Below are 14,900 nucleotides of genomic sequence, written 5' to 3'. Positions count from 1 at the left end.
GGGCCGCCATGACCGGCCGGTCCATAGTCCGCACTCCCCGCGACGGGCAGAGAATCGACGGGAGCGGACGCTCGCGCAATCAATCCGGCCAGGGCGAATGCGCCACGGCGCCGATTTCCACGCCGAACGGCAGGGACCCGGAATCCACACGGGAAAGGCGGGCACGGGTTCCGGTCAGCCGGGGGATTCGTCCGGCAGTGCCTGATAGGCCGGCCTCAGCACTTCGACGAGGGGCCGCCCGTCATGGGTCAGGGCGGGCGGGTCGAGCTGATCCAGCAGCGTGTCCGGCCGCACCCCGGCGGGCTCGGGATCCGGCTCGACCAGCCGGATCGCGCCCCAGAACGTGGCGGGATCCGCGAAGGCCGTGCCGGGTCCGGCACTGTCGCCGTCACCCGCCGGGCGCGGCGGTTCGTCGCTCTTTCCGGGCAGGCCCTCGTCAGTGCCCGCGGCGTGGGCCGCCGACGCCTCACGCAGGCGGCGCAAGCGCATCAGCAGCTCGTCGCGGGAGCGGCCACGCCAGGTGAACACCTCGAACGGGTCCGTCTCGAAGGCCCGGGCCAGGGCGTAGCAGGTCGCCGCGAGGTGCGCGCACGGCATCGGCCAGCGTTCGCAGGAGCAGTCCATCGCCACCTCGTCGAAGGACAGCGGCAGCAGGCTCAGCCCGGCCCCGGCGAAGATCGCCTCGATGCCGGCCGGCATCCGCCCGTCGAGCAGTTCGGCGGTGAAACGGGCCTGCCCGACCAGCGCGGACTCGACCCGGGCCCATTCCGAGGCGCCGAACGCCCGCACCGCGATCCGGGCCCGGAAGGCGGCCGGGTCGTCGGGACCACGGACGAGCGCGACGGCCAGGCTGCCGGAGACGGTGAGGCTGCGGACGTGCCCGGCCCGCTCGTCGCGCCGGCCACGGGCGAACGTCGGGCCCATCCGCAACGACTCGAACATGCCCAGGAACGCCACCGAGAAGTCAGTCAACGATGGCCTCCGGGGCGAGAGCGAACAGGTCACGCAGCTCCTGCGCGGAGAGGGAACTGAGCCAGCCCTCGCCGGCGCCGACCACGCGTTCGGCGAGGACGCCCTTGTCGGCGAGGACGCGATCGATCCGCTCCTCGAGGGTGCCGAGGCAGACCAGGGTGTGTACGTGCACGTCACGGCGCTGCCCGATGCGGAACGCCCGATCGGAGGCCTGGGATTCGGTCGCCGGGTTCCACCAGCGGTCGACGTGCACGACGTGGTTGGCGGCGGTCAGGTTGAGACCGGTCCCGCCGGCTTTCAGCGACAGCACGAAGATCCCGGGCTGCTTCGCCTCCTGGAACTCGGTGACCATGGTGTCACGGGCGCCGCGCGGGGTGCCGCCGTGCAGGAATTTCACCGGCACCCCGAACCGGGCCGTCAGGTGGGGTGTGAGCATCGCCCCGAACGCGGCGAACTGGGTGAAGCACAGCACGCTCTCCCCCGCCCCGAGCGCATGGTCGACGATCTCCTCCAGCCGGTCCACCTTGCCGGACCGGCCGGGCAGCGGAGAACCGTCCTTGAGCAGCAGCGCCGGATGCACGCAGGCCTGTTTCAGCTTGGTCATCGCGGCGAGCACCAGACCCTTGCGCCATTTCTCGCCGGGCTCGGCGAGCCGGTCGGTCAGGTCGTCGAGGACCGCCCGGTACAGGCTGACCTGCTCCGTCGTCATCCCGCACAGGTGCCGGACGTGCCGTTTGGCGGGCAGTTCGGCGGCGATGCCGTGGTCGGCCTTGGTGCGCCGCAGCAGGAACGGCCGGGTCGCCTGGCGCAGCCGGGCGGCGGCGTCCTCGTCGGCGTAACGCTCGACGGGCACCGCGAACCGGGCCCGGAACGTGTGCGCCGACGCCAGCACCCCGGGGTTGAGGAAGTCGAGGATCGACCAGAGCTCGGCCAGCCTGTTCTCCACCGGGGTGCCGGTGAGCGCGACCCGGTTGCGGGCCGGGAACCGGCGCACCGCCTTGGCGGTGAGGCCACCGCTGTTCTTGATGTGCTGCGCCTCGTCGAGCACCACCCGGTCCCACGAGATCGCGGCGAGCGCGTCCGCGTCCCGGACCGCGGTGGCGTACGTGGTGAGCACCACGTCGGCCCCGGCGGCGAGCGCGGCCGGATCGTCCCGGCCGGCGCCGTGCAGCACCCGCACCCGCAACGACGGTGCGAACCGGGCCGCCTCCCGCTGCCAGTTGCCGAGCACCGACAGCGGGCAGACCAGCAGCGCCGGCCCCGCCCGGTGGTGCAGCAGCAACGCCAGGAGCTGCAGCGTCTTGCCGAGACCCATGTCGTCGGCGAGACACGCGCCGAGCCCGAGCGAGTCGAGGAACGCGAGCCAGGAGAAACCCCTGATCTGGTACGGCCGGAGCGACCCCTCGAAACCCGCCGGCTGCGGCAGGACCTCCAGCCGCTCGTCGAGGCGGCCGCTCAGCAGGTCGGCCAGCCAGCCCTCGCCGCGCGCGTCGGTCACCGGGAGCGGCAGGTCCTCCGGGGGCAGCAGCCGCATCATCCGCAGCGCGTCGCCGGCCGTCATCCGCCCGCCGCCGCGCCGCAGGAACGCCAGGCCGGCGGCGAGCCGCTCCGGATCCAGGAACACCCACCGCCCGCGCAGCCGGACCAGCGGAACCTTGGCCCTGGCCAGGTCGGTCAGATCGTCCTCGGTGAGGGTGCGTCCGCCGAGCGCCAGGCCCCACTGGTAGTCGACGAGCTCCCGCAACCCCACCGCCCGGTCGCGCAGCACGTGCGACACCGGGTCGCGGCCGCGCACCTCGAGGGACAGCCCGAGGCTCGGCCGGCGCCGCCACCACGCCGGCAGGAGCACGCCGTAGCCCGCCTCCTCCAGCAGCGCGGCGTGACTGAGGAACCGGTGCGCGCCCTCGGTGTCGAGCAGCATCTCCCCCGGGTGGATGCCGTGCAGCGCCTCGTCGAGGTCGGGGTAGAGCCGGGCGGCCCGGCCCAGCCCGGCGAGCAGCCGCTCCTGCGGATGCGAGGTCCAGCGGCGCAGCGGGGCGGACCGGTCCCGCCAGACGTCGGCGGCCGGCACCAGCACGCTCGGCTCGTCGGTGGCCTGCAGCAGGAACTCGAGCCGCCACGCGTCCTCCGGCAGCGGCACCTCGTCGGGCATGACGGGCTCGTGCTCGCGGGGGTCGCTGAGCCGGAAACACACCCGAACCTCGGCCCCGCCCGCCGCCTGCGCGAACCACCCGTCCAACCGGCGGACCAGCTCGTCGAGCAGCATCGGCGCCGCCTCGAACTCCGGCTCCCCGGTGAGCGCGGCCAGCCACCCGTAGTCGGCGAGACTCACCCCGGCCTCCGCCAGCCGCGTCCGCACCAGCCCGTCGACCAGCCGCTCGATCGCCACCGCCGTCACCTGCGCCGCTGGGGAGGGCACGCCGTCAGACGAACGCGCGGAGGAGGACGGCCCGCCGTCGGACGAACGCGGGGAAGAGGACGGCCCGCCGTCGGACGAACGCGGGGAAGAGGACGGCCCGCCGTCGGACGAACGCGGGGAAGAGGAGAAGGACGAGGAAGGCGAAGAGGAAGAGGCTGCGGCAGACGAGGAGGACATGGACGAGGCTGCGAAGGAATCGAACGGCGTGGAGGAGCGAGAGGTGGTGGCCGAAGGAGTGGAGGCGGCCCGGGAGGGAGGAGGGGAGGAAGCGAGGCAGGCCGGTGGCATCCGGTCGGCCAGGGCGGCCAGCCGGACCGCGTCGGCGCCGGTCACGACCGGGCGCCACCAGGCCACCGGGCGGGCCCCGTCGATCCGCACGCCGGGCAGCAGCCGGCCGCGCCGCACCAGGCTCGCCGCGAAACCGCACAACTCCACCATCCAGGCCGCCGACGGCGCGACCCGGCCCTCGAACTCGGCCACCACATCCGGGTCGACGAACGGCACCCGGACCACCGGCACCCGCCACGCCCGCGCCCGTGGCGCCCCGCGCCGCTCCGGCAGCCCCAGATGCGGTGACGGCAGCGGCCCGGCACTGGTCGACGGCAGCGTCAGCGTCACCTCGGCCGGCGCCTCACCCATCGGCAGCCCGGTCGCCGGAACCGCGAACGGATGCGGCCGTGCCGCCCCCCGGCCCGCGGTGAACCCGGCGGCCGCCGCCACCGCGTCCTCGCCCCAGAGGCCCAACTCACCGTCACGGCCGACGAGCCCGTGCAGGACCCGCACCCCACCGTCGCCACCGCGCACGACGTCACTCATGCCGGCCCCGCTGCATAAGGCGGGACGAAGGACCGGTCGAGGAACATGCGCCGACTCTAGGCCGACCCCCCGACACTTTCGGCCGCGCAACGACGCGGAACCCCGCCTCCGCCCGCAGATGTAACCACCGTCACGCCGGCGACAGCGTCCAGGTGATGTCCGGCGGGCGGACGCGAGCGCAACGCGGCCCCCCGTCCGGCCCGGTCAGCCCGAGGCGACCGACCAGCACCCCGGAGCCGGCGCTCAGCAGCTCCCTGGGGATGTCACCGAACATCAGCTTGGCCCGGCGGAACCCCGCGAACACCCCGGTGCTCGTCGAGCCCCAGCTCAGATAGAGGAACCGCGCGCCCGGCCGCCCGTGCACCCACGGCCCGCGCACGTCGATCCGCCCGTCCACCTCGCGGGTCTCGATCTCCAGCTCCCACACGGCCCGGTCGGCGTGGACCGGCACCCGGTCCACCACTTCCGCACGCCGCTGCACCCCCACCTCGACCCCGGCCAGCCGCAACGTCTCCGCCTGCGGCGCGCCCGAGCGCCCCGGCAGGTCGTGCCCTTCGATCCGGATCCACATGGCGCCGAGTGTAGGAAGGAAGTCCGGCGGGACCGGCCGGGTGCGGTTAATGTTCGTTCATGGTGGCTGCGATCGGGTCGTGGTGTGAGGGCGCCGTGCTCCGCTTCCGCTATGCCGATCCGGCCCGCCGGCTGGCCGGGGTGCGGGTGCTCTCGTCGGCGTTCCGGGCCGACCTGACCTACCGTGACACCGGCTGGGAGCTGCGCCGCCAGCGCCCGCCGGCACAGCGCCTGGAGTTCTGTTTCGAGCTGCTCCACTCCGACGGGCGGCGGCAGATCGTCGATCAGCCCGAGCTGCGGTTCCCCGGTTATCAGGAGCCGGACTGGCTGTCGCTGCCGGTGGCGGCCGGTGTCTGGCGGCGGCTGGACGGCATGCGGGTCTGGTCCCCGGCGGCGGCGACTCGCCGGGTGCTGGTCGCCCACGACGGCCCGGAGTACGCCCGCCGGGGTGGTCTGGGCCGCTTCACCGCCGCCTCGATCGAGAGTGGGCGTGTTCGCCCGTACCACCTGGTGTTGCTGGAAAGCGCAAACCGGGAGAAAAGCTACTCCGCCGACCCCGGCTATGCCCGCTTCCTGGCGCTGGAAGCGCTTCCACGGATCCGGGCGCGTCTGGGTGGCGGTCCGGTGGTCGGCGCCGGGGTGAGCCTGGGCGCGCTGGCCATGCTGCACGCGCAACGGCGGCATCCGGAGGCGTTCGCGGGCGTGTTCCTGCAGTCCGGGAGCTACTTCCAGGCGCGGTACGACCGCCAGGAATCAGGTTTCCGGCATTTCCGGCGGATCGTGCGGTTCACCGGCCTGGTCCGGCACGCGACCGCGGGCCCGGCGGTTCCCGCGACGCTGACCTGCGGCGCCGCCGAGGAGAACCTGGCGAACAACCGAGATATGGCGGATGCGCTGCGCAAACAGGGGTATCCGATGGCGTTCGCGGAGAACCCGGACGCCCACACCTGGACCGGTTGGCGGGATGCGCTGCATCCGCATCTGACAGATCTCCTGCGACGGGTGTGGCCGGATTGATCCAAGAGTGAAGGAGGAGGCGACGTGGCCGACGTCGAGCACACCATCGGAATGTTGCTGGGCACCGAGGACGACTGGCCGCGCGCCTACGAGGCGCTGCTGCGCCGGCTGGGTGTGGTGACCGCGGCGGACGGGCGGACCCATCGGGCCCGGCCGGTACGGGTCACCATCGAGCCGTTCAACCTGCGCGACCAGCCGCGTCACGACCTGGTCATCGACCGGCTCGCCTACTGGTACTACCACCCGCGGGAGTGGCTCAAGAAGATCGCGCTGATGGACGACGTCTACCTGCTGAACAGCCCGTTCACCTTCCAGTCGATGGAGAAGCACGCCGCGTACTGCGCGATGATGCGGCTCGGCCTGAAGGTGCCGGAGACGGTGCTGGTCCCGTTCAAGAACCCCCTGGAGAACTCCCGGTGGGCGTACACGGCCGAGCGTTACAACCGGCCGTTCGACCTGGACGCGACGGCGGCGGCGATCGGCTACCCGCTGTGGATGAAGCCGTACGACGGCGGCGCCTGGGTGGGGGTGTCGAAGATCCGGAACCCGGCCGAGCTGCACGCCGCCTACGACGCGTCCGGCGAGCGGCTGATGCACCTGCAGGCCTCGATCGAGGATTACGACGTGTTCGCCCGGAGCCTCAGCATCGGCCCGGAGACGATGGTGATGAAATTCCGCCCCGAGCAGCCGATGCATTCCCGGTACGAGGTCGACCACCATTTCCTGTCGGCGTCCGCGGGCGACGAGGTGGTGACGATCTCCCGTTTGGTGAACGCATTCTTCCGGTGGGAGTTCAACAGCTGCGAATCACTGGTACGCGGTGACGAGGTGCACCCGATCGACTACGCCAACGCCTGCCCCGACGTGTCGCTGACCTCGCTGCACTACTACTTCCCGTGGGCGATGACGGCGCTGCTGCGGTGGACGGTGTTCTGCGTGGTGACCGATCGCCGGCCGAACATCGACACGAACACGTCGGAGTATTTCGCGATCGCCGCCTCCGACCGCACGTACGCCGAGAAACTGCAGGCGTACCGGAAATTGGCCGACGACTACTTCGAGATCGAGAAGTACCAGGAGTTCTGCGAGAAGAGCCTGACCAACGTCAATGACATCGTGTACGACTGGGTCGTCTCGGAGGAGTTCCGGTCGTTGCTGCGCGAGACGGTCCGCGCCACGTACCCCGTGCACGAGCACGAGAAGTTCCACGCCCACTTCGGTGGGCTGGTCGATGCCTGGATCCGCGACCAGGACCGTTGACGCGTAACACGCGCGCAACCAATATATGTCCATGCATCTCTGGGAGCGCTCCCGCAAGATAGCGGTCATATCAGTCCTTCTCGTCGCCGGGGCCGCCGCCCCGGCCACCGCCGCAGAGGTCGAACAGGTCGTCAACGGCGGTTTCGACAACGGCGCCGATCCCTTCTGGACCAACGCCGACATGACCATCGGCCTGACCGACGGCCGGGCCTGCGTCGATGTGCCCGGCGGCACCACCAACCGCTGGGACGCCGCGGTGGGTCAGAACGACATCGAACTGGTCGCCGGCGAGACGTACCGGTTCAGCTTCGACGCGGCCTCGGAAGGCGGGCCCGGTCATGTCGCGCGCGCCATCACCGGCCTGTCGGTCAGCCCGTACGACACCTACTTCGAACAGTCGCCCGTCCTGAGCGAGGGGGCCCTGCAGCACTACGAGTACACCTTCACCGCGAACGCGAGCACCACCCAGGGCCAGGTCGCCTTCCAGATCGGCGGCAGCCCGGACCCGTGGCGGTTCTGCGTCGACAACGTCTCGCTGGTCGGGGGCGTGCCGCCGGAGGTCTACGAGCCGGACACCGGGCCGCGGGTCCGGGTCAACCAGGTCGCGTACCTGGCCGACGGCCCGAAGGGCGCCACGCTGGTCACGGCGTCCACCACCGCCCTGCCGTGGGAGCTGCGCGACAGATCGGGCAAATCTCTCGCCAAGGGCCGGACTGTGCCGCGCGGCATCGACGCCTCGTCCGGGCAGAACGTCCACACCATCGACTTCGGAAAATCCCGGAAGAAGGCCACCGGCCTGACGCTGGTCGCGGACGGTGAGACCTCACGGCCCTTCGACATCGGCTCCGCGGCGTACGACAAGCTGCGCACCGACGCCCTGAAGTTCTACTACACCCAGCGCAGCGGCATCGAGATCCGCGACGACCTGCGTCCCGGGTACGCCCGCCCGGCCGGGCACGTCGACGTCGCCCCCAACCAGGGCGACGGCAACGTCCCGTGCCAGCCCGGCGTCTGCGACTACACCCTGGACGTGCGCGGCGGCTGGTACGACGCCGGCGACCACGGCAAGTACGTCGTCAACGGCGGCATCTCGGTGTGGGAGCTGCTCGCCGAGTACGAGCACAACCGCGGCTCCCGCAAGCTGGACCTGACCATCCCGGAGAGCGGGAACCGCACCCCCGACCTGCTCGACGAGGCGCGCTGGGAGCTGGAGTTCCTGCTCAGCATGCAGGTCCCGGCCGGGAAGCCGAACGCCGGACTGGTCCACCACAAGATCCACGACCAGGCCTGGACCGGCCTGCCGCTGCTGCCGCACCTCGACCCGCAGCCCCGTGAGCTGCACCCGGTCTCCACCGCGGCGACCCTGAACGTGGCGGCCACCGCGGCCCAGGCGTCCCGGCTCTACCGGAAGTACGACGCGGCGTTCGCGGCCCGGGCGCTGTCCGCCGCGCGCACCGCTTACGCGGCCGCCAAGGCCAACCCGGCGTTGTACGCCCCGGAGTCCGACGGTGTCGGCGGCGGCGCGTACAACGACAGCAAGGTGACCGACGACTTCTACTGGGCGGCGGCCGAGCTGTACCTGACGACCGGTGACAAGAAGTACGCGGCCGACCTGTTGGCCTCGCCGGAGCACACCGCCGACGTGTTCGGCCCGGTCGCCTTCGACTGGGCGTCCACCGCCGCGGCCGCCAAGATCGACCTGGCGCTGGTGCCGAACAAGCTGCCCGGCCTGTCCACCGTCAAGAGCCAGGTGGTCAAGGGCGCCGACAAGTACCTGGCGATCCAGCGGCAGCACCCGTACGGCGTCGCCTACGCCCCGACCGGCAACGTCTGGGACTGGGGCTCCAGCAGCGTCATCGCCAACAACCTGGTGGTCGTCGCGGCCGCGCACCGGATCACCGGTAGGGACACGTACCGGAACGGCCTGCTGACCGGCCTGGACTTCCTGTTCGGCCGGAACGCGCTGAACATCTCCTACGTGACCGGGTACGGCGAGGTGGCCTCGCAGAACCAGCACAGCCGCTGGTACGCCGCCCAGCTCGACCCGTCCCTGCCGCACCCGCCGGCCGGCACCCTCGCCGGTGGCCCGAACTCGTCCATCCAGGACCCGGTCGCGCAGGCCAAGCTGAAGGGCTGCGTCGGCCAGTTCTGCTACATCGACGACATCGGCTCGTGGGCGACCAACGAGCTGACCATCAACTGGAACGCCGCCCTGGCCCACCTGATCGGGTACGTGGCGGAGATCGACTGAGTGCGATGGCCGGCCCTCCTCCCCTAGGCTGCCGTCAGAGGCATCCTTGCGGGAGGAGGGCCCGTCCATGGGGGCTCTGGGTTTCGCCGCCGATCTGTACCGGCACCGGCTGCTGGTCGCCTACCACGGGTACGTCACCCGGGATCCGATGTGCCGGCTGCACCTGTCGCCGGGGCGCGCCGACCCGTACCGGATCTATGCCGACATCCGCGCCCAGGGCGACCTGGTCGGCACCCGGCTCGGCAACTACGTCACCACCAGCCACGCCGTCTGCAACACCGTGCTGCGCGACCGCCGGTTCGGGGTGCGCACCACGGCGACGACCGGGCCGCCGCTGCCCGGCGCCGAACAGGTCGACATGTCGTTCCTGGACCGCAACCCGCCCGACCACACCCGGCTGCGCCGGATCGCCCAGCCGTCGTTCACGCCCCGGCAGATCGCCGGGTTCCGCCCGCAGGTCGAGAAGACCGTCGGCAAGCTGCTCGCCGACGCCGCCGAGACCGGCACGTTCGACCTGGTCAGCGCGTTCTCCGCGCCGCTGCCGATCGCGGTGATCAGCGACCTGCTGGCCATCCCGGACGCCGACGCCGACGGGTTCGCCCGGCACGGCGCGACCATCGGCAGCGCCCTCGACGGCATCCGCGGGCTCCGGCACGCCGCCCGGTTGCAGGAGGCCAAGAACGCCCTCGACGACGTGTTCGTGCGGCTCCTCGCCGCCCGGCGCGCGGAGTTCGGGCGGCCCGGGGCCGCCGCGCGCGACGACGTGATCGGGCGGATCCTCGCCGCCGAGGGCGACCAGATCCAGGACCACGAGATCCTGCCGATGCTGCGGCTGCTGCTGGTCGCCGGCTTCGAGACCACCGTCAACCTGATCGGCAACGCGGTCAACGCGCTGCTCGACCACCCCCGGCAGTGGGCTGATCTGTGCGCCGACCCGGCCGGGCTCGCCGAGAAGGCGATCGAGGAGACGTTGCGGTGGGATCCGCCGGTGCAGCGGACCGCGCGGTGCGCGACCGAGAAGATCGAGATCGGTGGGCGTACGGTGCTCCCCGGCCAGTTCGTCATGACGCTGATCGGCGGCGCCAACCGTGATCCCGCGGTCTACACGAACGCCGGCCGCTTCGACATCCACCGCGTCCCGGAAGCCGACCACCTGGCCTTCTCCAGCGGCATCCACTACTGCGTGGGCGCGCCCCTGGCCCGCCTCGAGGCCGCCGTCGCCCTGCAGCGCCTCGCCGAACGGATGCCCGGCCTGACCCGGGCCGGCGCCGTCCGCCGCCGCAGCTCCGGCCTGATCCGCGGCCCGATCCACTTCCCCGTCAGAGCGGCCTGACCCGCGTGTTGAGTTAGGGCGCACATGACGGCCGAACTCAACACGCGGTCCGCGACCCGACAGCGTGTGGATTTAGGGCGCACATAACGGCCGAACTCAACACGCAGTCCGCGACCCGACAGCGTGTGGATTTGGGGCGCACATAACGGCCGAACTCAACACGCGGTCCGTGACCCGACAGCGTGTGGATTCGGGGCGCGCATAACGGCCGAACTCAACACGTGGTGGTGAAGCGGGTGAGCAGCGCGGCGCGGGTCTGGTTCTCGTGGACGCCGGTGGCGGGGAGCCAGGGGCACGCCACGTGCACCGCGGCGACCCGGCCGGTGGCGAGCAGGCGGTCGCAGGCGGCCAGCACGTCGTCGGCGGACGGGCCGCCCGGGACCGGGAACCGCAGGCCCGGCACCTCGCCGGCGTCGATCACGTCCAGGTCCACGTGCAGCAGGAACGGGCCGGGCGGCGCCGTCACCCCGGTCACCTCCGCGACCGGCAGGCGCCGGATCGCGCCGGTGGCCAGGTACTCCGCCTCGGCCGGGTCGGTGTCGCGGGCGTCCGCGAGCACGGCCCGTTCCGGAGCGATGCCACGCAGGCCGAACCGGTCGCCGTACTCCGCCGGGTGCGCCCCGGTGACCAGGCGCAACGACAGCCCGCCCAGGTAACCGGACGTGCTGGAGCCGAGGGTGTGCAGGTCGGCGTGCGCGTCGAACCAGACGATCCCCGGGTCGGCGCCGGCCCGTTGCAGGCCCGCGACCACCGCCCCGGCGATCAGGCAGTCACCGGAGAAGACCAGCGGCCGTGGCCCGGCTGCGGCGACCGCCGACGCGACCGCCTCGTACGACGCGGCCAGCCGCTCCCAGCGGCCCGACGCCGGGAACACCGGATCGACGGTGACGTCGGCGGGGACCGGGATGTCGTCGTACGGAAGCCGTTCGTCCTGGTGGTACGGAACCAGAATGGTCGTCACGCTCAGATTCTGAAGGTCTGCGCGCCCGCCGTCGAGGGCAGGCCGAACAGGTCGGTGAGCCCGGTGATCCGCAACTGCCGGTGCACGAACTCGCTCGGGTTGCGCAGCGTGAACCGGGCGCCCACGTCCCGGGCCGCCTCGTAGCCGGCGACCAGCATGCCGATGCCCATCGAATCCATGAACGTGACGAACGTCAGGTCCACGATCATCAGACGTGGACGCTCCCGCTGCAGGACGTCCAGAAGCGCCGAGCGGACCACGTCCACCGTGGCCGCGTCCAGGCTGCCGCGCACGTCGACGACGATCGCGCCGTCGGCCTGCCGCCGTGTCGTCATCACGGCCTCGCCCATTCCGCGCCCTCCGAGCCGGCGAACTGCCCGTCCGCCTCACCGTACAACCCACGCAGTGTCCCCCGCAGGCTCTCTTGCCGCACGCCCGGGGGAGCGCACAACCCGTACGCCGCAGGGGTTTTCGGAGAGGAACATCGGCAAACCGCAACCGGAGAGGCGGGTTTCGGCGCATCGCGCCGATCACCTTGCGGCGTGCGCAGTGGCGGGGTGACGGTGGCTGTCGAGGTGACGGGGAGGAGACGCGTGATGGCCAGGCAGGGAATATTCGCGGTTCGCGATGTCCGGTCGCTGATCACCGAGACGTCCGAGGAGGGTTCGCAGCTCAAGAAGGCGGTCAGCGCCACCCAGCTCACCGCGATGGGTGTCGGCGCGATCATCGGCACCGGCATCTTCGTGGTGATCGGGAAGGGGTCGGCGCTCGCCGGTCCGGCGGTCATCCTGTCGTTCGTGCTCGCCGCGGTGGCCTGCGCGTTCTCGGCGCTGTCCTATGCCGAGCTGGCGTCGTCCATCCCGGTGTCCGGCAGCGCCTACACCTACGCCTACGCGACCCTCGGCGAACTCGTCGCGTGGATCATCGGCTGGGACCTGATCCTCGAGTACGGGGTGTCGGTCGCGGCCATCGCCGTCGGCTGGGGCGGGAACCTCAACGCGTTCCTGGACGCGGCGTTCGGATTCGCGCTGCCGGACGCCATCGCGGCCGCCCCCGAGGAGGGTGGCGTCGTCAACCTGCCTGCCGTGTTCATCGTCCTGGCGATCACGTTGCTGCTGGTCCGGGGCGTGACCGAGAGCGTACGCGTCAACCTCGTGATGGTCGTGATCAAGCTTCTCGTGCTGGTCTTCTTCATCGCCGTCGCGTTCGTCAACTTCAGCACCGACAACTTCACGCCGTTCGCGCCGCAGGGAGTCGACGGGATAACGTCCGCGGCGGCGATCATCTTCTTCGCGTACATCGGGTTCGACGCCGTCTCCACCGGCAGCGAGGAGGCCCGCAACCCGGCCCGCGACCTGCCGCTCGCCATCCTCGGGTCGCTCGCCATCTGCACCCTCTTCTACGTGCTGACGGTGACCGGCGCCATCGGCATCGCCACCCCGGAGCAGATGTCCGGCAGTGACGCGCCGCTCGCCGCCGCCCTCGACCAGGGGGCCGGCATGACGTGGGCGGCGGCGATCCTGGCACTCGGCGCCGTCGTCGCGATCACCAGCGTGGTTCTGGTGATCTTCTACGGCCAGACCCGGATCTTCTTCGCGATGTGCCGCGACGGCCTGCTGCCGCGCCGCTTGGCGACGGTCAATCAGCGGTACGGGACCCCGGCGCGCCTCACCATCGGACTCGGCATCCTGATCGCCATCCTGGCCGCGCTGGTCCCCCTCGGCACCATCGTCGAACTCGTCAACATCGGCACCCTGTTCGCCTTCGTCCTGGTCAACATCGGCGTGATCGTGCTCCGGCGAACCCGGCCGGACATGCCCCGCCCGTACCGGGTCCCCTGGTCACCGGTGCTGCCGCTGATCGGGGTCGCGTTCGCCGTCTACCTGATGTCCGACCTGCCGCTCGACACGTGGATCCGTTTCGCCGCGTGGCTCGCGGCCGGCCTCCTCATCTACTTCCTGTACGGCTACCGCCACTCCCGCCTCCGCACCGCCACCCCCTCCCCCGACTCCTCCGCACCCACCGGCCCGTCGTCCTCCTCTTCGCCGGCTCCTTCCACACCCGGTTCCCCTGCGCCCGGTTCGTCCGCGGCCGGTTCTCCTGCGGCCGCTGAGCCGGATGGCGTGCCGCCGCGTGAGGACAGGCCGGATCCTGGCGACGGGTCCCGGTCGTGAACGCCCCGGCCGAAGGCCCGGTGCTCGTCGGCGTCGACGGGGGCGCGGCCGCCTCGGACGCGCTCACCCTGGCGAGCTGGGCCGCCCGTACCCTCCAGACGCCCTTGATCGTCGCCGCCGTCCACGCCGCACCGTCGGCGATCGGCTCCGGCCGGGTCGACGCCGAATGGATCAGCGACCGCCGCGACGCCGCCGAACGCGTCCTCGGCCAGGCCCGCGACGTCCTCGGCGACGCCGGGCCCGAAGCCGACTACCGGGTGGTGGCGTCCAGCTCCGCCGCCCACGGGTTGCACGACCTCGCCGAACGTACCGGCGCCGCCCTGATCGTCGTCGGCTCCGGATCCGCCGCGCCCGACGCCCGGATCCTCCCCGGAAGCACCGCCGAACGCCTGCTCGCCGGAAGCGTCTGCCCCGTCGCCGTCGCCCCCGCCGGCATGCCCGCGCCACCCGGAACGCTCGGCCGGATCGGCGTCGCCTACGTCGACACCCCCGACGGCCGGGCGGCCCTCGACACCGCGGCCCGCCTGGCCCGCCGTACCGCCACCCCGCTGCTGCTGATCACCGTGGTCGCCCGGGGAGACGCCGCCCGGCCGTTCCTGCTGGGCGCCGACGCCGAACGGGCCTTCCTGGACACGGCCCGGGAGACGTACGAGGATGCGCTGCGCCGAGCCGCCGGGACCGTCCCCGACGTACCCGTGACCTGGGAGATCCGCTCCGGTGACGTGGTCGAGACGCTGGCCGCCCTGAACGACGTCGACGTGCTGTTCTGCGGCTCCCGCGGGTACGGCCCGGCGCGGCGCGTCCTGCTCGGTGGCGTCTCTGCCCGCCTGCTGCGCCGGGCCTGCCGCCCGGTCGTCGTGGTCCCCCGCGCCTGACCGGCGGTCCCGTCCCGGTTCGCCTGCCGTCGCTCAGACCGGTCAGGACCGCTCGCTGACCGGCCTGAGGTACGGCAGGCGCGATCCAGCCGTACACCAGACCGGTCTCGCGGCCGCCACAACAGGCGTGAACGACGGCTGACGAACCCGCGGAACGCCTCGGCTGGTTCTCATGGCTGTCTCAGCAGCCGCGAGACAGCCATGAGAACCAGCCACCCGAGATCCACCGTCACCCGGGCGGACCGTCGGCGG

At 71.9% G+C, this 14,900-nt stretch carries 11 protein-coding genes; 6 read left to right on the top strand and 5 right to left on the bottom strand.

Going from position 1 to position 14,900, the window contains the following annotated elements:
- Positions 1–174: 174 nt before the first annotated feature.
- The 3 genes from ACZ3II_RS37825 to ACZ3II_RS37815 all read right to left on the bottom strand — a co-directional run bounded on the left by ACZ3II_RS37825 (position 175) and on the right by ACZ3II_RS37815 (position 4,778).
- A complete protein-coding gene (locus ACZ3II_RS37825; RefSeq protein ID WP_465524569.1) occupies positions 175–972 on the bottom strand; it encodes an SWIM zinc finger family protein in 798 nt (265 codons plus the stop codon).
- The gene (locus ACZ3II_RS37820) at positions 965–4,207 is read right to left on the bottom strand and encodes an SNF2-related protein (RefSeq protein WP_465524567.1); all 3,243 of its coding nucleotides are present in this window, start codon (positions 4,205–4,207) and stop codon (positions 965–967) included. Before ACZ3II_RS37820 ends, ACZ3II_RS37825 begins: the two co-directional genes overlap by 8 nt.
- Positions 4,208–4,337: 130 nt before the next feature.
- The gene (locus tag ACZ3II_RS37815; protein WP_465524565.1) at positions 4,338–4,778 is read right to left on the bottom strand and encodes a DUF5990 family protein; all 441 of its coding nucleotides are present in this window, start codon (positions 4,776–4,778) and stop codon (positions 4,338–4,340) included.
- A gap of 59 nt (positions 4,779–4,837) precedes the next feature.
- Between ACZ3II_RS37815 and ACZ3II_RS37810 the strand changes: the two genes are divergently transcribed.
- The 4 genes from ACZ3II_RS37810 (at position 4,838) to ACZ3II_RS37795 (ending at position 10,638) form a co-directional block, all read left to right on the top strand.
- Positions 4,838–5,794, top strand: a complete 957-nt coding sequence (locus tag ACZ3II_RS37810; RefSeq protein WP_465524563.1) for an alpha/beta hydrolase — start codon at positions 4,838–4,840, stop codon at positions 5,792–5,794.
- Between the two features lie 24 nt (positions 5,795–5,818).
- Positions 5,819–7,054 (top strand): ATP-grasp domain-containing protein, encoded by a 1,236-nt coding sequence (locus ACZ3II_RS37805; RefSeq protein ID WP_465524561.1) that lies wholly within the window; start codon positions 5,819–5,821, stop codon positions 7,052–7,054.
- Positions 7,055–7,079: 25 nt separating this feature from the next.
- Positions 7,080–9,305, top strand: a complete 2,226-nt coding sequence (locus ACZ3II_RS37800; RefSeq protein ID WP_465524559.1) for a glycoside hydrolase family 9 protein — start codon at positions 7,080–7,082, stop codon at positions 9,303–9,305.
- 67 nt (positions 9,306–9,372) lie between these two features.
- The gene (locus ACZ3II_RS37795; RefSeq protein WP_465524557.1) at positions 9,373–10,638 is read left to right on the top strand and encodes a cytochrome P450; all 1,266 of its coding nucleotides are present in this window, start codon (positions 9,373–9,375) and stop codon (positions 10,636–10,638) included.
- 214 nt (positions 10,639–10,852) lie between these two features.
- Here the strand turns inward: ACZ3II_RS37795 and ACZ3II_RS37790 are convergent, their stop codons facing one another.
- Entirely contained in the window at positions 10,853–11,599 is a 747-nt protein-coding gene (locus ACZ3II_RS37790; protein ID WP_465524555.1) for an arginase family protein, read from the bottom strand.
- Between the two features lie 2 nt (positions 11,600–11,601).
- Positions 11,602–11,934, bottom strand: coding sequence for an STAS domain-containing protein (locus ACZ3II_RS37785; protein ID WP_465524553.1), 333 nt, complete (start codon positions 11,932–11,934; stop codon positions 11,602–11,604).
- A 261-nt stretch (positions 11,935–12,195) separates the two neighbouring features.
- On the opposite strand from ACZ3II_RS37785, the gene ACZ3II_RS37780 reads away from it, so the two are divergent.
- Complete coding sequence (locus ACZ3II_RS37780) at positions 12,196–13,773, top strand: amino acid permease (protein WP_465524551.1); 1,578 nt, start codon at positions 12,196–12,198, stop codon at positions 13,771–13,773.
- Positions 13,770–14,648: a universal stress protein gene (locus ACZ3II_RS37775; RefSeq protein ID WP_465524550.1), complete on the top strand. Its 879-nt coding sequence runs from the start codon at positions 13,770–13,772 to the stop codon at positions 14,646–14,648. The genes ACZ3II_RS37780 and ACZ3II_RS37775 overlap by 4 nt, the downstream gene beginning before the upstream one ends.
- The last annotated feature ends 252 nt before the right edge of the window (positions 14,649–14,900 follow it).

This window comes from Actinoplanes sp. NPDC019969 (assembly GCF_055562375.1).
This window is presented reverse-complemented; position numbering and strand designations above follow the sequence as displayed.